At 66.2% G+C, this 23659-nt stretch carries 21 protein-coding genes; 13 read left to right on the top strand and 8 right to left on the bottom strand.

Annotation, left to right across the window (positions count from 1 at the left end; genetic code table 11):
• Positions 1-26: 26 nt before the first annotated feature.
• The 6 genes from P5W98_RS01155 to P5W98_RS01130 all read right to left on the bottom strand — a co-directional run bounded on the left by P5W98_RS01155 (position 27) and on the right by P5W98_RS01130 (position 6604).
• Positions 27-887, bottom strand: coding sequence for a ferritin-like domain-containing protein (locus P5W98_RS01155; RefSeq protein ID WP_421025146.1), 861 nt, complete (start codon positions 885-887; stop codon positions 27-29).
• 374 nt (positions 888-1261) lie between these two features.
• Complete coding sequence (locus P5W98_RS01150) at positions 1262-2479, bottom strand: patatin-like phospholipase family protein (RefSeq protein ID WP_421022845.1); 1218 nt, start codon at positions 2477-2479, stop codon at positions 1262-1264.
• 78 nt (positions 2480-2557) lie between these two features.
• The gene (locus P5W98_RS01145) at positions 2558-3283 is read right to left on the bottom strand and encodes a PhaM family polyhydroxyalkanoate granule multifunctional regulatory protein (protein ID WP_421073446.1); all 726 of its coding nucleotides are present in this window, start codon (positions 3281-3283) and stop codon (positions 2558-2560) included.
• A gap of 139 nt (positions 3284-3422) precedes the next feature.
• A complete protein-coding gene (locus P5W98_RS01140) occupies positions 3423-4247 on the bottom strand; it encodes an enoyl-CoA hydratase/isomerase family protein (protein ID WP_421022843.1) in 825 nt (274 codons plus the stop codon).
• Between the two features lie 58 nt (positions 4248-4305).
• Positions 4306-5496, bottom strand: coding sequence for an ABC transporter substrate-binding protein (locus P5W98_RS01135; RefSeq protein WP_421022842.1), 1191 nt, complete (start codon positions 5494-5496; stop codon positions 4306-4308).
• A 115-nt stretch (positions 5497-5611) separates the two neighbouring features.
• Positions 5612-6604 (bottom strand): fumarylacetoacetate hydrolase family protein, encoded by a 993-nt coding sequence (locus tag P5W98_RS01130; protein ID WP_421022841.1) that lies wholly within the window; start codon positions 6602-6604, stop codon positions 5612-5614.
• Positions 6605-6713: 109 nt separating this feature from the next.
• Between P5W98_RS01130 and P5W98_RS01125 the strand changes: the two genes are divergently transcribed.
• From P5W98_RS01125 to P5W98_RS01095, 7 genes are all read left to right on the top strand, one after another.
• Positions 6714-7631, top strand: coding sequence for an IclR family transcriptional regulator (locus P5W98_RS01125; protein WP_421073881.1), 918 nt, complete (start codon positions 6714-6716; stop codon positions 7629-7631).
• A gap of 113 nt (positions 7632-7744) precedes the next feature.
• On the top strand, positions 7745-9202 hold the full coding sequence (locus P5W98_RS01120; protein ID WP_421022840.1) for a DUF3108 domain-containing protein: 1458 nt from the start codon (positions 7745-7747) through the stop codon (positions 9200-9202).
• A gap of 379 nt (positions 9203-9581) precedes the next feature.
• Positions 9582-10409, top strand: a complete 828-nt coding sequence (locus P5W98_RS01115) for an alpha/beta fold hydrolase (RefSeq protein ID WP_421073445.1) — start codon at positions 9582-9584, stop codon at positions 10407-10409.
• Positions 10410-10572: 163 nt separating this feature from the next.
• A complete protein-coding gene (locus P5W98_RS01110) occupies positions 10573-10830 on the top strand; it encodes a BTH_I0359 family protein (RefSeq protein WP_213297865.1) in 258 nt (85 codons plus the stop codon).
• A 275-nt stretch (positions 10831-11105) separates the two neighbouring features.
• Positions 11106-12188, top strand: a complete 1083-nt coding sequence (locus P5W98_RS01105; RefSeq protein ID WP_421022838.1) for a homocysteine S-methyltransferase family protein — start codon at positions 11106-11108, stop codon at positions 12186-12188.
• Between the two features lie 54 nt (positions 12189-12242).
• Complete coding sequence (gene metH / locus P5W98_RS01100) at positions 12243-14960, top strand: methionine synthase (protein WP_434718165.1); 2718 nt, start codon at positions 12243-12245, stop codon at positions 14958-14960.
• Between the two features lie 188 nt (positions 14961-15148).
• Positions 15149-15358 (top strand): acid-shock protein, encoded by a 210-nt coding sequence (locus tag P5W98_RS01095; RefSeq protein ID WP_421022837.1) that lies wholly within the window; start codon positions 15149-15151, stop codon positions 15356-15358.
• 96 nt (positions 15359-15454) lie between these two features.
• On the opposite strand, the gene P5W98_RS01090 is transcribed toward P5W98_RS01095, so the two are convergent.
• Positions 15455-15781 (bottom strand): DUF1840 domain-containing protein, encoded by a 327-nt coding sequence (locus tag P5W98_RS01090; protein ID WP_213297874.1) that lies wholly within the window; start codon positions 15779-15781, stop codon positions 15455-15457.
• 231 nt (positions 15782-16012) lie between these two features.
• On the opposite strand from P5W98_RS01090, the gene argS reads away from it, so the two are divergent.
• From argS to P5W98_RS01060, 6 genes are all read left to right on the top strand, one after another.
• Positions 16013-17797, top strand: coding sequence for an arginine--tRNA ligase (argS, locus tag P5W98_RS01085; protein WP_421073444.1), 1785 nt, complete (start codon positions 16013-16015; stop codon positions 17795-17797).
• Positions 17798-17920: 123 nt separating this feature from the next.
• Positions 17921-18763, top strand: a complete 843-nt coding sequence (locus P5W98_RS01080) for an SPOR domain-containing protein (protein ID WP_421025143.1) — start codon at positions 17921-17923, stop codon at positions 18761-18763.
• Positions 18764-18856: 93 nt separating this feature from the next.
• Complete coding sequence (locus P5W98_RS01075) at positions 18857-19495, top strand: thiol:disulfide interchange protein DsbA/DsbL (RefSeq protein ID WP_421022835.1); 639 nt, start codon at positions 18857-18859, stop codon at positions 19493-19495.
• Positions 19496-19509: 14 nt separating this feature from the next.
• A complete protein-coding gene (locus P5W98_RS01070; RefSeq protein ID WP_421044585.1) occupies positions 19510-20283 on the top strand; it encodes an SDR family oxidoreductase in 774 nt (257 codons plus the stop codon).
• Between the two features lie 161 nt (positions 20284-20444).
• Complete coding sequence (locus tag P5W98_RS01065) at positions 20445-22052, top strand: ABC transporter substrate-binding protein (RefSeq protein ID WP_421073443.1); 1608 nt, start codon at positions 20445-20447, stop codon at positions 22050-22052.
• A gap of 342 nt (positions 22053-22394) precedes the next feature.
• On the top strand, positions 22395-22703 hold the full coding sequence (locus P5W98_RS01060; RefSeq protein ID WP_421073442.1) for a hypothetical protein: 309 nt from the start codon (positions 22395-22397) through the stop codon (positions 22701-22703).
• 32 nt (positions 22704-22735) lie between these two features.
• Here the strand turns inward: P5W98_RS01060 and fabI are convergent, their stop codons facing one another.
• Positions 22736-23515: an enoyl-ACP reductase FabI gene (gene fabI, locus P5W98_RS01055; protein ID WP_421044588.1), complete on the bottom strand. Its 780-nt coding sequence runs from the start codon at positions 23513-23515 to the stop codon at positions 22736-22738.
• Positions 23516-23659: the final 144 nt, after the last annotated feature.

Here is a 23659-nt window from a genome sequence, read left to right as displayed (position 1 = left end):
TCAGCGGTGCACGGACGGTCAGGCTGTCAGGCCGGCTGCTGCGCACCCTGTTCGCCCTGCAGGCGCTGCACCACTTCCTTGCGGTAGCGGTTGAGTTCCTGCGCCGTGCTGAACGTGCGCTCGAACAGGATCGACAGGTTGTGCAGGATGCGCTCGACCACCTTCTTTTCCCAGCCGTCGTCGAAGCGGATTTGCTCGTCGAGCCAGCGCTCGAGCCATTCCGGATCGGGCAGGCGCGACTGCACGGTGTCGCGCGGGAACAGCGCCTGGTTCACGTGCAGGTTGGTGGGGTGCAGCGGCTTTTCGGTGCGGCGCGCCGAGGCCATCAGCACGCCGATCTTCGCGAACGCCGCGCGCGCGCCGTCGCCGAAGTTGTTGAGCGCCTTCTTCATGTAGCGCAGGTAGGCGCCGCCGTGGCGGGCCTCGTCGCGCGAGATGGTTTCGTAGATCGCCTTGATGACCGGCTCGGTGTGCCATTCGGCTGCACGGCGGTACCAGTGATTCAGGCGGATCTCGCCGCAGAAGTGCAGCATAAGCGTCTCGAGCGGCGGCGCCGGATCGAACGTGAAGCGCACGGCGTGCAGCTCCTCCTCGGTGGGCACGAGCTCCGGCTTGAAGCGGCGCAGGTACTCCATCAGCACCAGCGAGTGCTTCTGCTCCTCGAAGAACCACACGCTCATGAACGCGGAGAAGTCACTGTCATGATGGTTGTCGCGCAGGAACATCTCCGTGGCCGGCAACGCGGACCATTCGGTGATCGCGTTCATCTTGATGGTCTGAGCCTGCTCGTCGGTGAGGAGCGACGCGTCGAACTTATCCCATGGAATGTCCTTTTCCATGTCCCAACGGACCGATTCGAGCGATTTGTAAAGTTCCGGATAAAGCATCGTGTTCATAGTCCCGCCCCTGTTCTGCGCATGACGACTTCTATCGTGCCGCCCGCGGCGCGTCGCGTTGGCTTCCTCGCGCGTGCCCACAGGCGAAAACATTTAATTTTACGCGGTTACCGGCCGCCCGGACGCAATTACACCCCGCTAAACAGATTACTTCCTGTCGAGTGGCAATCTGTAATGCCGGATTGAATGGCGCCGTGATGGATTCTGGGTAATTCACCCTGCCTTGAACCCGGCTGCCGGAATTGTCGCGGGATACCTCCCGGTGGGCGGCCCGGCAATATGCGGCAAATTGCCGCAATCGCTACGCCAAACGCATGCCCCACGACGGTCGGAAAAACCTTACACGATGATAGCACGCCGATCTTTCAGTTCCGGCGCGCCTCGGGGTGCCCATGCACTACGCCTGCGGGCAAGTCCGACGGCTGCTTGAGCCATGCCAAAAGGATCTCGCGCTGGGCGAGCGTGTCGCGATAACCGAGTTCGATCAGCTCCTGAGTAAAAGCGCTTTCGAACAGCAGATAGCTCGCAAATGCTGCGCCCGACGCACGATTGCCGCCCACTGCGCCCAGCAGCATGCGCACCGAGAGCGGCAACTCGTGCAAATGGCGTGCGGCAACCAGTTCGATGCGCTCGCTCGGCCGGATTGCGAGCACGTCGATGTGCCGCCAGCCGCTTTCCGGATCGACCGTGTGCGGCAAGTGCAACACCATGCGGTTCACGTGCTCGATGCGCTCGATATCGGCGCTCAGCGCGTCGAGAAACACGCTCGCGAGCACCTGCTGGCCAACCTGCGCGAGCGTCGGATAGGCGTCGATGTCGGGGCGCGCGGCCGGCACCTCGGGCGCGCTCGCAGTCGCGCCGATCACGACGATGCGTTGCGCGCCGAAATGGATGGCCGGCGAAAGCGGCGCGATCTGGCGAATCGAGCCGTCGCCGAAATACTCGTGATGGCCGTCGAGTTCGAGGCGCACCGCGGGGAACACATAGGGAATCGCCGCCGAAGCCAGCAGATGCGCGGGCGTGAGCGCGACCATGCGCGCCGTGCGCTGCGCGCGCCGCCACGCGCTGATCGGCTCGCTCGCCTGATAGAAGGTCAGATGCCGGCCCGACGAGTAGCTGAGCGCCGTCACGGAAAGCGCGTGCAGGAGCCGCTCGTCAAGCATCTGCTCGATGCGGTGGAAGTTGAGCGTGTCCGCCAGAAAATGCGCGAGCGGTGTGTTGTCGAACAGCGTGCGCGGCGTGCGCCGCGCGGCGAGGCCGAAGGTGGCCCAGCCGAACATGAGCGCCGCAAGCCAGCGCGCCCCCGCCGCGGCGACGCCGGGCACGTCGGCGCGATACACCTGGGCGGCGTTCAGCGAGGACCAGATCTCGACAAGGCGCTGGGCGCCATGCAGGAAATGATCGGCGTGGCTGGCGATGGAAGTGGCGTTGATCGCGCCCGCCGAGGTGCCGCAGATCACCGTGAACGGCATCGCGCGCCGCGACGGCTCGGCCTGCGCGGCAAGTTCCGCGAGCGCGCGCAGCGCGCCGGCCTGGTAGGCCGCGCGTGCGCCGCCGCCCATCATCACGAGCGCAAGCCGCATGACGCCGACGCTCCCCGTGTGCTTCGTCCCGCAGGACGAAATGGCTGTTGACTGCCCTTACCGTGTCGCGACCCGGTTTTACTCGGGTTGCGCCGGCGGGCGCTTCGCGCTTCGCGCAGCCGTCTTGCCCGCGCTGCCGCCACCATTGCTGCTGCCACTGCCTGTGCGTTTGGTCGCCGGCTTCGCGCGCGGCGCGGCCGCTTCGGCGGCAGCCTGCGCCGCCTCGGCCGCCGCCGCGGGCTGGGCCATCGCGAACTGCGCAAGCTGATTGAACTGCGACTGCAACAGGTTCCACCACGACGAGGCGTCGAAGCCCGGCGGCGGCGACGCACCGGCGCCCGCCCCATCGGCGCCCGCCGCCTGCCCGGCCTCTGCGGATTCGGCGCCCGGCTGCGGGCGCGCAGCGCGCGGCTCGGGTTCCGGTGCACTCTGGGTGCTCGACGAACTCATCTGCGACTGCGCAAACGCACCGAACGCACGCAGCGTGGACAGCGTCGCGCGCTGCACCTCGAGCGCCTGGATCGCGGACTGCAGCATGCTCAGGTTCAGGTTGAGCCACTGCTCGACGGCGCGCAGGTCGGTGATGCGCTTGTCGAGCTCCTCGATGTTGGTGAGCGGCGTCATCATGTCGGACATCATCGACAGCGACGGCCCGAGCCCCTGCGCCGCGCCCGGCTCGCTGCCGGGAAAGGCGCTGCCGAACGGCGTGAGGCGCATCATCCCCCACATGCGGTCGAGCATTTCAGCGGGCGGAAAGCCGGGAAAGCCCGGGAACGGCGGCACGGTGCCTGTGGATTCGGTCATGCGGAGTCTCCCTCGCGATGTTGGCGGCCCTGCGGGCCGGCCAGTGTGGGCAGCGGCTTGCGGTGCGCGGCGCGTCTAGCCACACACGGCGCAAAGCGCGGATAGTCTGCTTCGATCATACCGCGCGGCCGCGGTCCCGTTAGAACGGATCGCCGCCCGGAAATTCCGGTGCGCGCCGCTCGCGCAGCGATTTCACGCCCTCGTGCACGTCGGGTCCGGCAAAGCCCATGAATTCGAGCGCCAGCGACGTGTCGAAATTCGGCCCCGCCTGGCGCAGCCAGTTGTTGAGCGCGTACTTGGTCCAGCGCAGCGCGGTCTGCGAGCCGTTCGCAAGGCGCTTCGCGACCTCGAACGCCTTGGGCAGCAGATCGTTCTCGTCCACCGCGAGCGAGACGAGGCCGATGCGCTCGGCCTCCTCGCCGCTCACCGGTTCGCACAACAGCAGGTAGTACTTCGCCTTCGCCATGCCGCACAGGAGCGGCCAGACGATCGCCGCGTGGTCGCCCGCCGCCACGCCAAGGCGCGTGTGCCCGTCGATGATGCGCGCCGATTTCGCCGCGACGGAGATGTCGGCGAGCAGGCCCGCGACGAGCCCCGCGCCCACCGCCGGACCATGCATCGCCGAAACGATGGGCTTGCTGCAATTGATCACGTTGTAGACGAGGTCGCGCGCCTCGCGCCAGACGCGCGCGCGCACGTCGAAATGCGTGGCCATGTCCTCGACGAGCGCAAGGTCGCCGCCCGCCGAAAAGCCCTTGCCCTCGCCGCGGATCACGGCGACACGCGCGTCGGGGTCGCGGTCGACGTCGCGCCAGATTTCGGCCAGCTCGCGATGCATGCTGGCGTCGGCGGTGGCGAGGCCGCTCTTGTTCGCGCCTTCGCCGCTCATCACGATCTCGACAATGCCGTGCTCGTGCCGACGCACGCGCAGCGCGTGATAGTGGGCGTAAAAAGGATCGTTCATGGGCGGTTCCTCGATTGTTTCGGATTGCAGAATCATTGGATGCGATATCGACGCGACATCAACGCGGCTGGTAGACCCATTTGCCGTCCTGGATCTCGACCATCACGCGCGCCCGCGCGTCGAGCCCCAGATGGTCCGTGGCGCTCATATTGACGACGCCGTTGGTGGTATGCAGGTCGCGCGTCGACTCGATAGCGTCGCGCAGCGCCTGACGAAACGCCTTCGTGCCCGGCTCAGCCGACTTGAGCGCAACCGGAATCGCGCTGCCGAGCACCAGGCCCGCATCCCACGCATAGGCGCCGAACGCCGACACCGACCCGGCGCCGTGTTGTGATTCGTAGCGCGAAATATAGTCGAGCGCGAGACGCCGCGCGGGCTCGCCCGCGGGCAGTTGCGCAGCCACCAGCACCGGGCTCGCGGGCAGGAACGTGCCGTTGCAGTCGGCGCCGCACACGCGCAGGAAGTCGCGATTGCCCACCCCGTGATTGTGATAGATGAGCCCCTTGTAGCCGCGTTCCTTGAGCGCCTTGGGCGGCAGCGCGGCGGGCGTGCCGGCCGCGCCCACCACGACGGCGTCGGGCTTCGCCGCGACGATCTTCAGCGCCTGGCCCGTCACGCTCGGGTCGGTGCGATTGAAGCGCTCGCTCGCGACGATCTTGATGCCGCGCGCCTGCGTGGCTTTCGCGACTTCCGCATAAAAGGCCTCGCCGAGCGCATCGGCCTGGCCGATGTAGGCGACGGTCTTCACGTTGTGCGCAGCCGCGTGCTCGGCGATCGCGGCGGCCATCATCGCGTCGGTCTGCGGCGTCTTGAACATCCAGTGGCGCTTGTCGTCGACGGGCTCGATGATCTTCGCCGACGACGCCAGCGAAATCGCAGGCGTCTCGCTTTGCGCGACTACGTCGAGCATCGCGAGCGTGTTCGGCGTGATTGAGGAACCGATGATGACGTCCACGTGCTGTTCGTCGATCAGCTTTCTCGTGTCCTGCACGGCCTGGGTGGTGTCGGAAGCGTCGTCGAGCACGATGTACTGGATCTGCTGGCCCGCGATCTGGGTGGGCAGCATGGCCACCGTGTCGCGCTCGGGAATGCCGAGCGAAGCGGCCGGGCCGGTGAGCGAGAGCACGAGTCCGACCTTGACCTGCGCGAGCACGAGCGTGGGGGCGAGAAGGCTGGCGAGCGCCGCGCATGGCGCAGCCAGCCTGAACGCCAGCGAGCCAGCAAAACGACGGGGGCGAAGAAGCTTCACGGTGTCTCCTTGTGTTTGTCGAGCGTATTCTGCGTACGGCTTCGAGTGGGCAGTGTAGCCGCACGCGAAGCGTGCGGAATCGGGCTAAACCCCCGCTTAATCCCTCCCGGACAACTCAGGCGGACTCAGCCCCCGGCGCCACCGCCTGATCGATCGCACCGAAAATCGAGTGGCCCGCTTCGTCGAGCATTTCGATCTTCACGGTGTCGCCGAACTTCATGAATTCGGTGCGCGCCTCGCCATGCTCGATCGTCTCGAGACAGCGCTTCTCGGCAATGCAGCAGTAGCCGCGCTTCGCATCCTTGTTCGAGACCGTGCCCGACCCGACGATCGCCCCGGCGCGCAGATTGCGCGTCTTCGCCGCGTGCGCGATCAACTGGCCGAAGTGGAACACCATGTCGGTGCCCGCGTCGGGCTGGCCGACCTTCTTGCCGTTCCAGTACACCAGCATCGGCAGATGCACGCGGCCCTCGCGCCAGTGCTCGCCGAGTTCGTCGGGCGTCACGACAACGGGCGCGAACGACGAGGCCGGCTTGCTCTGGAAAAAGCCGAAGCCCTTCGCGAGTTCGGCGGGAATCAGGTTGCGCAGCGAGACATCGTTCACGAGCCCGACGAGCCGCACCGCCCTGAGCGCTTCCTCCGGGCTCGCGCCCATCGGCACGTCGCCGGTGATGACGGCGACTTCAGCCTCGAAGTCGATGCCCCACGCTTCCGATGCGCACACGATGTCGTCGGTCGGGCCGATGAAATCGTCACTGCCGCCCTGGTACATGAGCGGATCGGTCCAGAACTCGGGTGGCATCTGCGCGCCGCGCGCGCGGCGCACGAGCTCGACGTGGTTCACATAGGACGAGCCGTCCGCCCACTGGTAGGCGCGCGGCAGCGGCGCCATGCACTGGCGGGCGTCGAAGCTGAAGGCGTTGCGCGCGCGGCCGTGGTTGAGCGTGTCGTAGAGATCGAGCAGTTGCGGCGCGTAGAAGCGCCAGTCGTCGAGCACGCGCTGCAGCGTGGGCGCGATCGCGTCGGCAATGGCGGCGCTGCGCAAGTCGCGGGAAACGACGATCAGCTGACCGTCGCGGGTGCCGTCCTTCAGCGTGGCGAGTTTCATGGAATGGGGCGTGGATGACGATAGAGGAAATGTATTCTACGATGGTGAATCGATGCGGCCCAAGCGGGACCGCGCACTGGATTTCGAACACCACGACCCGAACGACTTCATGCCGCCGTCTTCCCGATCCGCACGTTCCGCCGGCGCACCGGCCGCACCGGCCGCGCCCGCCACGCCCGCCGACGACGCCATCGACCTCGACGATGCAACCGACGCACAAGACGGCGCCGACACCGGCGAAGAGAAACTGCGCTCGGGGATTCAGTCGATCGAAGTGGGCTTTCGCCTCCTCGAGGTGCTGACCAACGAGCCGCGCGCGATGATGCTGCGCGACCTCGCGCAGCGCGCGGGCATGAGCCCGGCGAAGGCGCATCGCTATCTCGTGAGCTTCATGCGGCTCGGCGTGGTCGCGCAGGATCCGCTCTCGGGCCGCTACGAACTGGGCGGCTTCGCGCTGCAACTCGGGCTCGCACGGCTTGCACGCGTGGACGGCGTGAAGCTCGCGCGCATCGCGCTCGCCGAACTGCGCGACGCGCTCGACATCACCGTGGGCATTGCGGTATGGGGCAATCAGGGGCCGACGGTCGTGCACTGGATGGAATCGAGCCATCCGGCCAAGGCCTCGCTCAAGCTCGGCGATGTCATGCCCATGCTCAGCTCCGCCACGGGGCTGCTGTTTGCCGCCTACCTGCCGCGCAGCAAAACCGGGCCGATGATCGAACGCGAACTCGGCAGCGCGCAGCATTACGTGTCGGGCTCGACGCCGCGCTCTCATGAAGAACTGGAGCGCGCGCTGGCCGAAGTGCGCGAACACGGCGCCGCGCGCGTCGAAGGCATGCTGCTGCCGACCATCCATGCGTTCTGCACGCCAGTCTTCGACGCCACGGGCGACCTCGCGCTCGGGCTCATCGCGCTCGGCCACGAAGGCGCGTTCGACATCGCCTGGAATGGCGTCGTCGATACCGCGTTGCGCGCGTGCGCGCAGAAGCTCTCGTACGAATTGGGGTACAGCCCTGTTGAACGCTGAGGGGCCGAAGCGGTCGAGGCTTTCTGCAGCCAACACGCGTGCCGTGTCACAGTAACGGGCTCGCAGTCATCGCCCTCTCTACACGCTCGCGCCTTCAGTCCTATTTGAGCCCGATGTCCACGTCCACCGCAAACCGCCAGGTCGATCGCCCCGCGCCGCCGCGCCGCTCGCGCGCATGGCGCTGGGCGGCCGTGTTCGTCGCGGTGAGCGTGCTGCACTGGGTCGCCGCGCAATGGTTCGAGCGTCATCACGGCGCGCCGCCACCGCTCGCGCCGGCGCGCGTGCCCGTGCAGGTGACGCTGCTCAAAGCCGAGCGTATCGAGCAGCAGGCGCGGGCCGCCGCGCCTGCTGCGGCACAACCGAAGCCCGCGGCGCCCGCGCATCCGAAGCGCGCGGCGAGCCCGCCGCACACGCTGCATGCCATCACGCCGCCCGCGCCGCATCCCAAGACGACCGCCGCGCCCGAAGCGCCGCAAGCCGCATCGAGTCCTGCCACGCAGAGCGCAGCGGAAAGCGCCGCGAATGGCACAAGCGGCGCAAGCGGCACGGTGGCCGCGAACGGCAACGGCAGCACCCCCGCCGCCCAGGCAGATCAGGCCTCGCATGGCGTGAAATTCTCGGTGCCGCCTTCGGGCGAGCTTCAATACGACACGTTCTTTAACGGCGCACGCAATCAGCCCGGCACGATCCACTGGAAAAGCGACGGCAAGCGCTACGAGATGGTGGTGGCGGTGCCCCTGCCCTTCGTCGGCACGTTCAGCTGGACGAGCCGCGGCCATGTGGATGCGTTCGGCCTCGCGCCCGAGCAGTACATCGAAAAGCGCGGCAGCCGCCCCGAAAACTTCACGATCTTCAATCGCGAGGAGAAGCAGATCGTTTTTACGCGCACGCCGAATTCGCTCGCGCTGCCCGACGGCGCGCAGGACCGCTTCAGCATGGTGATGCAGCTCGCGAGCCTCGTGCGCGGAGACCCCGACGCCTACAAGCCCGGCGTCACGCGCGAGTTCTACGTGGCCGACAACGACAGCGGCGAAACCTGGCCCATCGCCACCATCGGCGACGAAACGGTGAACACGGATCACGGCTTCGTCACGGCGCGCCACTTCATGCGGCTGCCGCGCCACGACGGCGACAAGCGCCGCATCGACGTGTGGCTCGCACCCGCGCTCGGCTGGCTGCCGGTGCGGCTCGTGCAGACCGAACCGAACGGCACGCAGATCGAACTGCTGTGGCGCGGCGCGCTCAACGTGCCGCCCGCGAATGGAACGATAAACAGCACGATAAGCGGCACGGCCAGCGGCGCGACGAACACCACCCCGGGCGATGCGAAGCCGGACATGCCAGCCAGCGCCGCGACCGCGCCGACGGTGACGGATGAAGCGGCGCCGCCCACCACGAACGGCGGCACGCCGGGCGCCGCGCCGCCGTCGGCTGCGCCTGCGCTCGTGCCGCCGTCGCCGGAGGCACAATCCATGCAGCCGGCAGCGCCATCGACGCCAACTCCCGCCGCGCCACCGGCCACGCGGGACACGACGCCGCTGCCCGCCGCCGACGCGCCCATGCACCCCTGAGCGCCCTGCCACACACAAGCACACAACAAAGTCGCCCATATGCGACGATGCCGGCCCATCTGCCTACACGTTTGCGCGAAATGGCGCATACTGAAAATCATCGAAGCGTTCGTGGCTGCATGCCGCGAGCGACAAAGAACGACTAGACGAATCCACTGAGGAAAAGCTTCGAACCCATCCGCTGACGCGCCCGCCGCGAGACACAACGAGACAGCGCGCGCAGCCGGACAGCAGCACATGACGATGCAACACGGTTAGCGCCATGAACGCCGCCCGCCCGCGCACACCTTTCGTACGCAGCGTTCGCGACACGGAAACGACGTTCGCGCAGGGACTCGCAATCGGCTGGACTCCCGACCCCATGGTCAAGGAGGAACGCATGCAAGCGACTGTCAACGGCATCGATACGCGCTACGTCTTCGAAGACCGCAGCGGTGGCCCCGCGTTGACGTTCATTCACCAGCTCGGCGGCGACCTCACCGTATGGGACACCCTCGCGGGCCACTTCCGGCATCGCTATAGCGTGCTGCGCTACGACGTGCGCGGCCACGGCGCGAGCGCGGTCTCGCGCGAGGCTTTCGGCTTTCGCGAACTCGCTGACGACCTCGCGACGCTGCTCGACGCACAAGGCATCGAGAAGACGCATCTCGTCGGCATGTCGATGGGCGGCATGATCGCGCAACAGTTCGCGCTCGACCATACGACACCCGACACAGCATCCGACGCGCAAGCGGGCGCGAACTCGCGTGCGCGTTCGCTCACGCTCTGCGATACCGCGAGCCGCACTGAACCCGAGGCGCGCCCGGCATGGGACGAGCGTGCCGCGCTGGTTCGCCGCGAAGGTCTGGCCGCGCTCGCCGACACGACGATGGCGCGCTGGCTGACCGCCGGCTTCCGTCTCACGCATCGCGATACTGCCGCACAAATATGTGACGTTTTATTACGCACACCTGCCGAAGGTTATGCGCGCGCGTGCGAGGCGCTGCGCGATTTCGATGTTCACGAACGGCTCGCGCAGTTGCGCGTGCCAACGCTTGCGGTGGCGGGACGCCACGACACTGGCACACCGCCCGCATTCACTGAAGCACTGGCGCAAGCCATACCCGGTGCGCGCTTCGAAATGCTCGATGCAGCACATCTGGCCCCTGTAGAGGAATGTCACAGTTTCGCAGCCCTGCTCGAAACGTTTCTTGGGCAGCATGTCTAAATGATGCGCCCGGTTTGTTGCACCCTGGGAAAGGAGAAAAAGGCGGAAATAGGGAAGGCAATCGGATAGAGAGGTGATGTGGGACCCACCCCTTGAATTCCCGAACGAACGCTCCATGTATCGATACAAGCAGTGAGGGAGCACAGGAAAAAGGAGTGTCGCCATGCAAATGATCTACAACAGTCCCAACTATTGCGTCGTCGAGTTTCCCCCGCAAGATGGCCATATCGCCATGCGCTCGGGAGGCTATGAGATCGTCGACAAAAATGCGCGGCGTGAAATTTTCATCGACGGCGCAATGGCCGCGCGGTTTCGCGAAGACGTGCAGAAGCTGATGGACGAGGAGCAGTCGCTCGACGAGGTAGATGAATTCCTCGGACAGTTCGACAGCCTCATGCAGCAACCGGTCGTGCTTCACTGACGCGGCCCGCTTCGCGTCGCTGTTCCAGTGCTCACGTCCGCGGTTGAACCCGCAGTTAAACACACGGCGCCCACGCTCGAGCAACATCCTGGCAATACATAGCGCCCTCACCGCAATACCGGCAACACCCCGCTCAGGGAACCCCGCCCGGCCGCAAGCCGCGCGGGGTTTTCATTTTCCGGGGGCGGCCAGGTGGCGCGCCAGCGGGGCTCCCCCGCTACCGTTACAATGACAGGTTTCCCAGTCCAACCGGCGCTTTTGCCCGCCCGCCATCCATGAACCAGCCTGCCGAACACGCCTCGCGCCCCGCCGGGACCGCCCCGGGCGCTACCCCGTACACACGCGGCGCCGCGCTGCCCGCGCTGCTCGCTTCGCGCATCCTGATCCTCGACGGCGCGATGGGCACGATGATCCAGCGCTACAAGCTCGACGAAGCCGCCTACCGCGGCGAACGCTTCAAGGACTATCCGCGCGACATCAAGGGCAACAACGAGCTGCTCTCGATCACGCAGCCGCAGGTCATCAGCGAGATTCACGAGCAGTATCTCGCGGCAGGCGCCGACATCATCGAGACCAACACCTTCGGCGCGACCACCGTGGCGCAGGACGACTACGGCATGGGCGAGCTTGCCGTCGAGATGAATCTCGAATCGGCGAAGCTCGCGCGCGCGGCGTGCGAGAAGTACTCGACGCCCGACAAGCCGCGCTTCGTTGCGGGCGCCATCGGACCGACGCCGAAAACCGCGAGCATCTCGCCCGACGTGAACGATCCGGGCGCGCGCAACGTCACGTTCGAAGAGCTGCGCCGCGCGTATTACGAGCAGGCCAAGGCGCTGATGGACGGCGGCTGCGACCTGTTCCTCGTCGAGACGATCTTTGACACGCTCAACGCCAAGGCCGCGCTGTTCGCGCTCGACCAGCTGTTCGAAGACACCGGCGAGAATCTGCCCATCATGATCTCGGGCACCGTCACCGACGCGTCGGGCCGCATTCTCTCGGGCCAGACTGTCGAGGCGTTCTGGAATTCGCTGCGTCACGCGAAGCCGCTCACGTTCGGTTTGAACTGCGCACTCGGCGCCGCGCTCATGCGCCCGTACGTCGCCGAGCTCGCGAAGCTGTGCGACACCTACGTCTCGTGCTATCCGAATGCGGGCCTGCCCAACCCGATGAGCGACACCGGCTTCGACGAGACGCCGGCGGATACCTCGGCGCTCCTGAAGGAATTCGCCTCGGCCGGCCTTGTGAACGTCGCGGGCGGCTGCTGCGGCACGACGCCCGAGCACATCGCCGCGATCGCGAAGGCACTCGCCGAAATCAAGCCGCGCCGCTGGCCCGGTCAATATCGCGACGCCGCATAACGATGCGCCCACGCGCCGATTCACCACGACACTCTGACGACCCGGTCCCACGCCATGACTGACCATACCCTGCGACTCTCCGGCCTCGAACCCTTCAACGTGAACGAAGGCTCGCTGTTCATCAACGTGGGCGAGCGCACCAACGTGACCGGCTCGAAGGCCTTCGCGCGCATGATCCTCAACGGCCAGTTCGACGAGGCGCTCGCCGTCGCGCGCCAGCAGGTCGAGAACGGCGCGCAGATCATCGACGTCAACATGGACGAAGCCATGCTCGACTCGAAGGCCGCGATGGTGCGCTTCATGAACCTGATCGCCTCCGAGCCCGACATCGCGCGCGTGCCGATCATGATCGACTCGTCGAAGTGGGACGTGATCGAAGCAGGCCTGCAGTGCGTGCAGGGCAAGGCGATCGTCAACTCGATCTCGCTGAAGGAAGGCAAGGAGCCGTTCCTCCATCACGCGAAGCTGATCCGCCGCTACGGCGCGGCGGCCGTCGTGATGGCCTTCGACGAGCAGGGCCAGGCCGACACCTTCCAGCGCAAGGCCGAGATCTGCAAGCGCTCCTATGAAATCCTCGTGAACGAAGCGGGTTTCGCGCCCGAGGACATCATCTTCGACCCGAACATCTTCGCGGTGGCCACGGGCATCGAGGAGCACAACAACTACGCGGTCGACTTTATCGAAGCCACGCGCTGGATCAAGCAGAACCTCCCGCACGCGAAGGTGAGCGGCGGCGTATCGAACGTGTCGTTCTCGTTCCGCGGCAACGACCCGGTGCGCGAAGCCATCCACACGGTGTTCCTCTACTACGCCATTCAGGCGGGCATGGACATGGGCATCGTGAACGCGGGCCAGCTGGGCGTGTATGCCGACCTCGACGCCGAGTTGCGCGATCGCGTGGAAGACGTGGTGCTCAACCGCCGCGCCGACGCCACCGACCGCCTGCTCGAAATCGCCGACAAGTTCAAGACCGGCGCCGCGAAGAAGGAAGAGAACCTCGAGTGGCGCAACCAGGAAGTCGAGAAGCGTCTCGCGCATGCGCTCGTGCACGGCATCACGAACTTCATTGTCGAGGACACCGAAGAAGCTCGCCAAAAGATCATGGGCGGCGGCGGACGGCCGATCAACGTGATCGAAGGCCCGCTCATGGACGGCATGAACATCGTCGGCGACCTGTTCGGCCAGGGCAAGATGTTCCTGCCGCAGGTGGTGAAGTCGGCGCGCGTGATGAAGCAGGCCGTGGCGCACTTGATTCCGTTCATCGAGGAAGAAAAGCGCAAGCTCGCGGAAGCGGGCGGCGACGTGCGCGCGAAGGGCAAGATCGTGATCGCCACCGTGAAGGGCGACGTGCACGACATCGGCAAGAACATCGTTTCGGTCGTGCTCCAGTGCAATAACTTCGAAGTGGTCAACATGGGCGTGATGGTCCCGTGCAACGAGATCCTCGCGAAGGCGAAGGTCGAAGGCGCGGACATCATCGGCCTTTCCGGCCTCATCACGCCGTCGCTCGAAGAGATGGCCTACGTGGCCTCCGAAATGCAGCGCGACGACTATTTCCGCGTGAAGAAGATTCCGCTCCTGATCGGCGGCGCGACCACCTCGCGCGTGCACACTGCCGTGAAGATCGCGCCGAACTACGAAGGCCCGGTGGTGTACGTGCCGGACGCGTCGCGCTCGGTCTCGGTGGCATCGAGCCTGCTCTCGGATGAAGGCGCAACGAAGTACATCGACGAGCTCAAGACCGACTACGACCGCATCCGCGACCAGCACGCCAACAAGAAGGCGCTGCCCATGGTCACGCTCGAAGAGGCGCGCGCGAACAAGACGAAGATCGACTGGGCGAACTTCCAGCCCGTGAAGCCGAAGTTCCTCGGCCGCCGCGTGTTCAAGAACTTCGACCTCAACGAACTCGCCAACTACATCGACTGGGGCCCGTTCTTCCAGACCTGGGATCTCGCGGGCCCGTATCCGCAGATTCTCAACGACGAGATCGTGGGCGAGTCGGCGCGCAAGGTGTTCTCCGACGCCAAGTCGATGCTCTCGCGCCTGATCCAGGGACGCTGGCTCACGGCCAACGGCGTGATCGCGCTGCTGCCGGCGAACACCGTGAACGACGACGACATCGAGATCTACACCGACGAGTCGCGCACCCAGGTCGCGCTCACGTGGCGCAATCTGCGTCAGCAGTCGGTGCGTCCGGTGGTCGACGGCGTGATGCGCCCGAACCGCTCGCTCGCCGACTTCATCGCGCCGAAGGATTCGGGCGTGGCCGACTATATCGGCATGTTCGCGGTTACGGCGGGCATCGGCGTGAGCGAGAAGGAAGCGCAATTCCAGAAGGATCTCGACGACTACAGCTCGATCATGCTCAAGGCGCTCGCGGACCGCTTCGCGGAAGCGTTCGCCGAGGCGATGCACGCGCGCGTGCGCCGCGACCTGTGGGGCTATGCTGCCAACGAGACGCTCGACAACGACGCGCTGATCGCGGAGAAGTACGCGGGCATTCGCCCGGCGCCGGGCTACCCGGCGTGCCCGGACCACCTCGTGAAGCGCGACATGTTCGAGTTCCTGCAGGCGGAGGAAGTTGGCATGACGGTGACGGAATCGCTCGCGATGCTGCCGGCGGCGAGCGTTTCGGGCTTCTATCTCGCGCATCCGGACAGCACGTACTTCTCGGTGGGCAAGATCGGCCAGGATCAGCTCGCCGATTTTGCGCGCCGCATGGCGCTCTCCCCCGAGGACGCGCGGCGCGCGCTCGCGCCGCTGCTCTAAAACACCGGCGCCGCTACGCTGACATATGGAAATCGAAAGGCCGAGTATTTCGCGCACGCAAATTCTCGGTTTTTTTTCGGTTTTGTAAGATGTCCGCGCAGCACCCCAAGCCCAACGCGGCACGCATCCTCTGGCGCCGCTCCGGCTCGTTCATCAGCAAGTCCTTAAAAGTCGTCCGGAGAAATCATATGAAGAAGCTGATGTTGATGTTGACCGCCTTCGGCGTCGCGGCACTCTCGCAGCCGTCGTTCGCCCAGCAGCCGGCCGCCGTGCACCAGGAGGCAAGCGACGCCTCGTCGTATTCGGCCCCCACCCAGAAGCACGTGAAGAAGCCGAAGAAGCAGAAGGCTCAAAAGGGTGCCGCCTCGGCAGCAGCGCCGGCAGCCGCCAGCCAGTAAGCCACGCGTACTCGAGTCGCGAGTACCAAAGCAAAGAGCCCGCACAGTTCGCTGTACGGGCTCTTTGCTTTCGGGATGCCGGTTCGGGTGCGCGGGTCAAAGACCCCAAAGGACGTCGTTGTCTTCCTGTTTCGCCGCACGCAGCATGTCGAGGAACGGAAACGCGCGTTGCGCGAGGCCCGGCGGCAATTCGTGAGGCTCGTGACCGTCCTCGCCTTCGTGGAAATGCCCCTCGTGCTCGGCACGTTCCTTCTTGTCGGTGGCGATGGCGGCTTCGAGCTTGCTGATGGCGGTGTCGAGCTCGTCGTGCGTGATCACGCCGCGCGGGCCGAGCCGCTTGCCGATGATACCGAGGAGGTACTGAGCGAGGTTTTCCAGCATCGTCACGTCGGGCGCTGCGTGGCATTTGAACGTAACCAGCATATCTGCTCTCTCCTTTGTGTTTTTCGGGGCCCGCTTCGGGCTTCTCGTTCCACATCTCTTTTCACATATTAGCACCTGCTAAAATCCGTCTGGACGGAATTACCCGCAGGGCGCGACCACGCGCAAGATCTGCCCAAAGCGGTGCGAGGCGCGATGCCGGAGCCTCGCCGCTGGCCCGCCGGCGCGTCTGCCAGCCCGCCCCCCACTACCCGCACAGGACCTGCAACAAGCATGCTGCCCGCACAGAAACTGACCCTGGAGACCTTGCTCGCCGACGCCGTCGCCAAGGTGGCCCAGGCGACCGAAGGCGCCGCCGAAGCCGCATTCATCGTTCCCGCCATCGCGCTCGAGCGCCCGAAGGTCGCCGCGCACGGCGACATCGCCTGCAACGTGGCGATGCAGCTCGCCAAGCCGCTGCGCACCAACCCGCGCGCGCTCGCCCAGCAGATCGTCGACGCCGTCAAGACGCTGCCCGCCGCAGCCGGCCTGATCGCCGATGCCGAAGTGGCTGGCCCCGGCTTCATCAACCTGCGCCTCACCGCCGATGCCAAGCGCGCCGTGCTGAACGCCGTGTTCGCCGAAGGCGCCGCGTTCGGCCAGTCGAAGCGCGAAGCCGGCCGGCACGTGCTGGTCGAGTTCGTCTCGGCCAACCCCACGGGCCCGCTGCACGTCGGCCACGGCCGCCAGGCCGCGCTCGGCGACGCCATCTCGAACGTGCTCGCCTCGCAGGGCTACGACGTGCATCGCGAGTTCTACTACAACGACGCAGGCGTGCAGATCGGCAACCTCGCCATCTCCACCCAGGCGCGCGCGCGGGGCCTCAAGCCTGGCGACGCGGGCTGGCCCGAAGCGGCGTACAACGGCGAATACATCGCTGACATCGCGCGCGACTACCTGGCGGGCGAAACCGTCGCCGCCAAGGACGGCGAGCCCGTGAAGGGCGCGCGCGACCCCGAGGACCTCGACTCGATCCGCCGCTTCGCCGTTGCGTATCTGCGCCACGAGCAGGATCTGGATCTGCAGGCGTTCGGCGTAAAGTTCGACCGCTATTACCTCGAGTCGTCGCTGTACACGGAAGGCCGCGTCGAGAAGACCGTCGAGGCGCTCGTCGCCTCGGGCCAGACTTACGAGCAGGACGGCGCGCTGTGGCTCAAGACCACCGACTACGGCGACGACAAGGACCGCGTGATGCGCAAGTCCGACGGCACCTACACGTACTTCCTGCCCGACGTCGCCTACCACGTGACCAAGTGGGAGCGCGGCTTCACCAAGGTCATCAACATCCAGGGCTCGGACCACCACGGCACCATCGCGCGCGTGCGCGCGGGCCTGCAGGCGCTCGGCGTGGGTATCCCGAAGGGCTACCCCGACTACGTGCTGCACAAGATGGTCACCGTGATGCGCGATGGCCAGGAAGTGAAGATCTCCAAGCGCGCGGGCAGCTACGTGACCGTGCGCGACCTGATCGAATGGTCGGGCGGCGCGAACCCGGGCAGCGAAGTCGCGCCCGACCTGCTGGACGAAGCCACCATCCGCCGCGGCCGCGACGCCGTGCGCTTCTTCCTCATCTCGCGCAAGGCCGACACCGAGTTCGTGTTCGACATCGACCTCGCGCTGAAGGAAAACGACGAAAACCCCGTGTACTACGTGCAGTACGCGCATGCACGCATCTCGTCGATTCTCGGCGACTGGCAAGGCAAGCACGGCGGCAAGCTGGCCGCGCTGCCCAAGGTCGACCTCGCGCCGCTCGACAGCGAGCGCGCGCTCGCGCTCATCGCGAAGCTCGGCGAGTTCCCCGACATGCTCACGCATGCCGCCACGGAGCTCGCGCCGCACGCCGTGGCGTTCTATCTGCGCGAACTCGCGGCTGAGTTTCACTCGTTCTACAATGCCGAACGCGTTCTCGTCGACGATGCCGCCGTGCGCGACGCGCGCGTGGCGCTGCTTGCAGCCACGCGCCAGGTGCTCGCAAACGGCCTCGCCGTGATCGGCGTGTCGGCGCCCGAGCGCATGTAACACGACTCGCTTCGCATGCGGCACGCCGGCAGCCAACCCGCCGCCGGCGCGCCGCGCGAGGCCGCACACGACATGTTTGGGGCGCATCCGCACGCGGATACGCGCCGTTCCAGATTCTCTTGTTTGCAGGTGATTCAGACGATGGCAAAACCGCGCCGCAGTACGAAGCAGCAGTCGAAACAGTCCGGGGGTACTTTTCTCGGTGTCGTGCTGGGCCTGATTGTCGGCCTTGCGATCGCGGTGGTCGTGGCGCTCTATATCACGCGCTCGCCCACGCCATTCGTCGCGAAAGTCGCGCCGCCCAGCGACGCGAGCCAGGCCGAGCAATACGATCCGAACCGCGTGCTGCAAGGCAAGACGCCGGGCCAACCGGTGCCGCCGCAGGCCGCGCAAAGCACGCCGCCGAACACCGCGCCGGGCCAGACCACGAACCAGTCGCAATCCTCGGGCATGCTCGAAGAGCCGCAGATCGTCGAAGTGCCGCCGTCGGCTTCCGCTGACAACGGCGCGGATCACAGCAACAGCGCCAATAACGGCGTCGCAGTCGCGCCGAAGCCCTCGACCGGCAGCAATGCCTCGGCCGCCGCGCCGAAACCGCAAGCGCCGAGCGCGCCCGCGCAGCAGCTCGCCAACAATCAGCCGCAGAAGGCGCCTAACGCCATCCCCGCGCCGACTGCAAACGGCGCAAAACCCACGCAGCCCGGCGCCCCCGCAGCCGGCGAAGCCAACACCGGCTACTTCCTGCAGGTGGGCGCGTACAAGACCGCGGCGGACGCCGAGCAACAGCGCGCGCGTCTCGCGTTCCAGGGATTCGAGTCGAAGGTGACGCAGCGCGACGCGGGCGGTGTCACGTACTACCGCGTGCGCATCGGGCCGTTCTCGAAATTCGAAGACATGAACTCGAACCGTCAGCGCCTGTCTGATGCCGGGATCGACACCGCTGTGATCCGCTTCACGAAGCAGTAACCCATCAGATGCATCACCCGCGCGAACGCGCATGACGCGCTCGCGCACCGCCTCGCCGGACGCCGCCGGCCCCGTTCACTGGAATAACACGCTATGAAACGACTTCTCGGAACGCTTTTGGTCTCGCTCTCGATGCTGGCCGGCACGGCCTACGCCTCGCCCGAAGCGCCGGTCGCCGGCAAGGACTACACGGTCCTCAAGGCCGTGCAGCCGCTCGACGTGCCCGCGGGCAAGATCCAGGTCATCGAGTTCATGTGGTACGGCTGCCCGCACTGCAACGAGTTCGACCCGCTGCTCGAAGACTGGATCAAGAAGCAAGGCCCGGACGTCGTGTTCAAGCGCGTGCCGGTGGCATTTCGCGACGACTTCATCCCGCATTCGAAGATGCTCTACGCGCTCGACGCGCTCGGCCTCACGCAGAAACTCACGCCGGTCATCTTCCATGAGATCCACGTGAACAAGAACTACCTGCTCACGCCCGACGACCAGGCGAAGTTCCTCGCCACGCAAGGCGTCGATCCGAAGAAGTACATGGAAGCGTACAACTCGTTCTCGACGCAAAGCTCACTCCAGCGCGACAAGGCTGTGATCGAGGCGTACAAGATCGACGGCGTGCCGACCATCGCGATCCAGGGCAAGTACGAGACGGGTCCGGCCGCGACCAACAGCCTGCCGGGCACGCTCCAGGTGATGGACTTCATCATCTCGCAAATCCGCGCCAAGAAGATGTGAGCCCGCGCGCCGGCATGACGTCCCCCTTGAAGGTCTTCATCACCGGCGCGTCGAGCGGCATCGGCGCTGCGCTCGCCGCCGAATACGCGCGGCGCGGCGCCATCCTCGGGCTCGTCGCGCGCCGCGCCGATGCGCTCGAGGCCTTCCGTGATTCTCATCCGCAGCACCCCGTCTCCCTCTATTGCGCCGATGTGCGCGACGCCGATGCGCTCGCGGCCGCCGCGCGCGCCTTCATCGCCGAGCACGGCCTGCCCGACGTGGTGATCGCCAACGCGGGCGTGAGCCGTGGCGTGCTCACCGGTCACGGCGACCTCGCCACGTTCCGCGAGGTGATGGACACCAACTACTTCGGCATGGTCGCCACCTTCGAGCCGTTCGCCGAGGCGATGGCGCAGGCGCGGCGCGGCACGCTCATGGGCATCGCGAGCGTAGCGGGCGTGCGCGGGCTGCCGGGCTCGGGTGCCTACAGCGCCTCGAAGGCGGCGGCGTTTGCGTATCTGGAGTCGCTGCGCGTGGAGATGCGGCCGTTCAAGGTGCGCGTGGTGACGATCGCGCCGGGCTACATCCGCACGCCCATGACGGCGAAGAACCCGTACCGCATGCCGTTCCTCATGGACGCCGACCGCTTCGCCGCCAAGGCCGCCGACGCCATCGCGCGCGGCACCGCCTTCGCAGTGTTCCCTTGGCCGATGCGCGTGGTCGCGGCACTGCTCCGCGTGCTGCCGCGCTGGCTCTACGACCGCGCGTTCGAACGCGCCCCGCGCAAGCCGCGCGCCGCCCAGCATTGACCGCCCGCGGCCAGTCCGCACAATCGCTCCGCGCAACCGCGCTACAACCGCCCCACGCCGCCCCGCCCGATCGCGCCCCATATGGGTATGCCGATTATGTTGTTGTCTGCGCAATGTCCCTTCGTTAAGCTTGGCCGGCTATAAAGCCAAACGGAGACCCCATGCGCTTCCTCTCGCCCGCTCCCGTGCTCGCCGCCGCGCTTGGCGCGGCGCTCGCCTGCGCGGCCCTGCCCGCGCTCGCGAAACCGCTCACGGTGTGCACGGAATCGAGCCCGGACGGCTTCGACGTCGTGCAGTTCAACTCGCTCGTGACCACCAACGCATCCGCCGACGTGATCTTCAATTCGCTCGTCGCCTACGACGAAGCGCAGAAGAAAGTGGTGCCCGCGCTCGCGCAGTCGTGGGACGTAAGCGCGGACGGCCTGACCTACACGTTCCATCTGCGTCCGAACGTGCAGTTCCAGACCACCGAATGGTTCAAGCCCACGCGCGCGTTCAGCGCCGACGACGTCGTCTTCACCTTCGAGCGCATGCTCGACCCCGACAATCCGTGGCACAAGGTGGCGGGCGCGAGCGGTTTCCCGCATGCGCAGTCGATGGGCCTGCCGAAGCTCATCAAGTCGATCACCAAAGTCGACGCGAACACGGTGAAGTTCGAGCTCAACGAGCCCAACGCCACCTTCTTGCCGATCCTCACGATGGGCTTCGCGTCGATCTACTCGTCCGAGTACGCCGAGCAGCTGCTCAAGGCCGGCAAGCAGATCGACCTGAACGCGAAGCCCGTGGGCACCGGCCCGTTCGTGCTCAAGAGCTACACGAAGGACGCGGTCATCCGCTACGACGCGAACCCCACGTACTGGGGGACCAAGCCCAAGGTGGAGCGCCTCATCTACGCGATCACGCCCGACGCCGCCGTGCGCGCGCAAAAGGTGAAGGCCGGCGAATGCCAGATTGCGCTCTCGCCCAAGCCCCAGGACGTGGCCGACGCCAAAACCGACAAAGCGCTCAAGGTCGTGCAGACGCCCGCGTTCATGACAGCCTTCGTCGCGCTCAACACGCAGAAGAAGCCGCTCGATAACCCGAAGGTGCGCCAGGCGCTGAACCTCGCGTTCGACCGCACGACGTATCTCAAGGCGATCTTCGACAACACGGCCATGCCCGCGACCAACCCGTGGCCGCCCATCACCTGGGGCTACGACAAGTCGATCTCGCCGTATCCGCACGACATCGCGAAGGCAAAGCAGTTGCTCGCCGAGGCCGGCGTGCCCAACGGCTTCGCGACCACGATCTGGGTGCGCCCGAACGGCAGTGTCCTGAACCCGAACCCGCGCGCGGGCGCCGAACTGCTGCAGGCCGATTTCGCGAAGATCGGCGTGAAAGCGGAGATCAAGGTGATCGAGTGGGGCGAGCTCATCAAGGAGGCGAAGCAAGGCCAGCACGACACGCTGTTCATGGGCTGGGCCGGCGACAACGGCGACCCCGACAACTACCTCTCGCCGCTCTTTAGCTGCAACGCGGTGAAGTCGGGCATCAACTTCGCGCGTTTCTGCGATCCGCAGCTCGACAAGCTGATCGCCGACGGCAAGACCACCGCCGACCAGGCGCAGCGCGCGAAGGACTATGAAGCCGCACAGAAGATCATCCACGATCAGGCGCTATGGATTCCGCTTGGCTATCCCACGGCCGCGGCCATCACGCGCACCAACGTGAGCGGCTATCAGGTAAGCCCGTTCGGACGGCAGAACTTTGGGGGCGTTTCGGTGCAGTGATAGGTGCGCGTTGCACCGTCGCGCAAAAAAGCCGGAGCATGTCTCCGGCTTTTTTGCGTCTCGAGGCATGCCTGGCGGGGTGGTGCCGCACTCGTTACCCACGCCTGAAATACGCAACATCTTGCGTCCAATCAGGGCGCGTCACTTTTTTTCACGAAGCGGTACCGCACCCCGAAAAGCCCTGTTTTACGGGGCTTTTCGCGCGCACGCTCTCGCTCGAAAGCGCGCTTCGGGCCCGCATGGCCTCGCGACACCGAGACGATTGTTGCAGTTTTGTAATCCACGGCGCCGCAGCCCGGATTAGATTGGAGGTGTCCATTCAACGAGCCAAAGGAGACTCGAATGAACGCGAAACTCATTGCCTCATTGGGTGCGGGCGCAACGATTCTCGCCATCTCGCAGACCGCGACGGCCGGCGTCTCCGTGGGACTCGCCGTTGGCGTGCCGGTTTATACGGCGCCCGCGCCGGTCTATGCGGCGCCGGCTTACGCGGCACCGGCTTATGTGGGCTGGCGCGACGACGACCGCCGCTGGGACGAGCGTCGCTGGAACGAGCGCCGCTGGGAAGACCATCGCTGGAACGACCATCATTGGGGCCACGACCGCCGCTGGGACGATCGTGACCGCGACTACGGCTACCGCCGCTGGTAAGCGAACGGGTCGAGCGCGTGAAGCCTGCGCGCTCAGGCCATGATGTGCGAGCCGCCGTCGACGTAGACCGTATTGCCGGTCAGGCGGCGGGCGTAGCGCGTCGCGAGCCAGGCCGTCGCGTAGCCGACGTCCATGATGTCGACGAGTTCGCCTAGCGGCGCGCGCTCGACGGCTTCCGCGAGCATGCGGTCGAAATCAGGCAGGCCGGAGGCGGCACGCGTCTTGAGCGGCCCCGGCGAGATCGCATGCACGCGAATGCCGAGCGGCCCGAGCTCATAGGCGAGATAGCGGCACGAGGCTTCCAGCGCCGCCTTCACCGGTCCCATCAAGCTGTAATTCGGCACGACGCGATTCGCGCCATCGTAGCTCATTGCGAACAGCGTGCCGCCGCGCGGCATCAGCGGCGCGGCGCGCTTCGCCATGCGGATGAACGAGTGGCACGAGACGTCCATCGCATACGCGAAACCTTGCGCCGACGATTCGAGCAGGCCGCCCTGGAGGTCGGCCTTCGGCGCGTTGGCGATCGAATGCAACACGATATCGAGCGTGCCCCACTGCTCACGCACCGCGTCGAAGACAGCGTCGAACTGCGCCTCGTCCTCGACGTCGAGCGGCAGCAGCATTGCCGCGCCTAGCTGGTTCGCCAGCGGCTCGACGTAAGGCTTGGCCTTGTCGTTGAGGTACGTGAGCGCGAGCTCGGCGCCCAGCTCCGCAAATGCGCGCGCGCAGCCGTAGGCAATCGATTCGGCGTTCGCCACGCCCGTCACGAGAGCGCGCATGCCTGCAAGCGGCTGGTCTGGAAGAGTTTGCATGGATGGCCTCGACGATCTGTCGCGACGCGGCGCGGATTCGATGCCCGCCCGATTCACGGTTCGCGGTTCGGCGCGCTCGCACGCGTGGCGGTCCACATGCGCGAGCGCGTTCTCTCAGGTTCTTTTGTTCACGTGCCCGGCGTA

This window comes from Paraburkholderia sp. A1BS-2L, from assembly GCF_051125205.1.
Lineage (GTDB): Bacteria > Pseudomonadota > Gammaproteobacteria > Burkholderiales > Burkholderiaceae > Paraburkholderia.
This window is presented reverse-complemented; position numbering and strand designations above follow the sequence as displayed.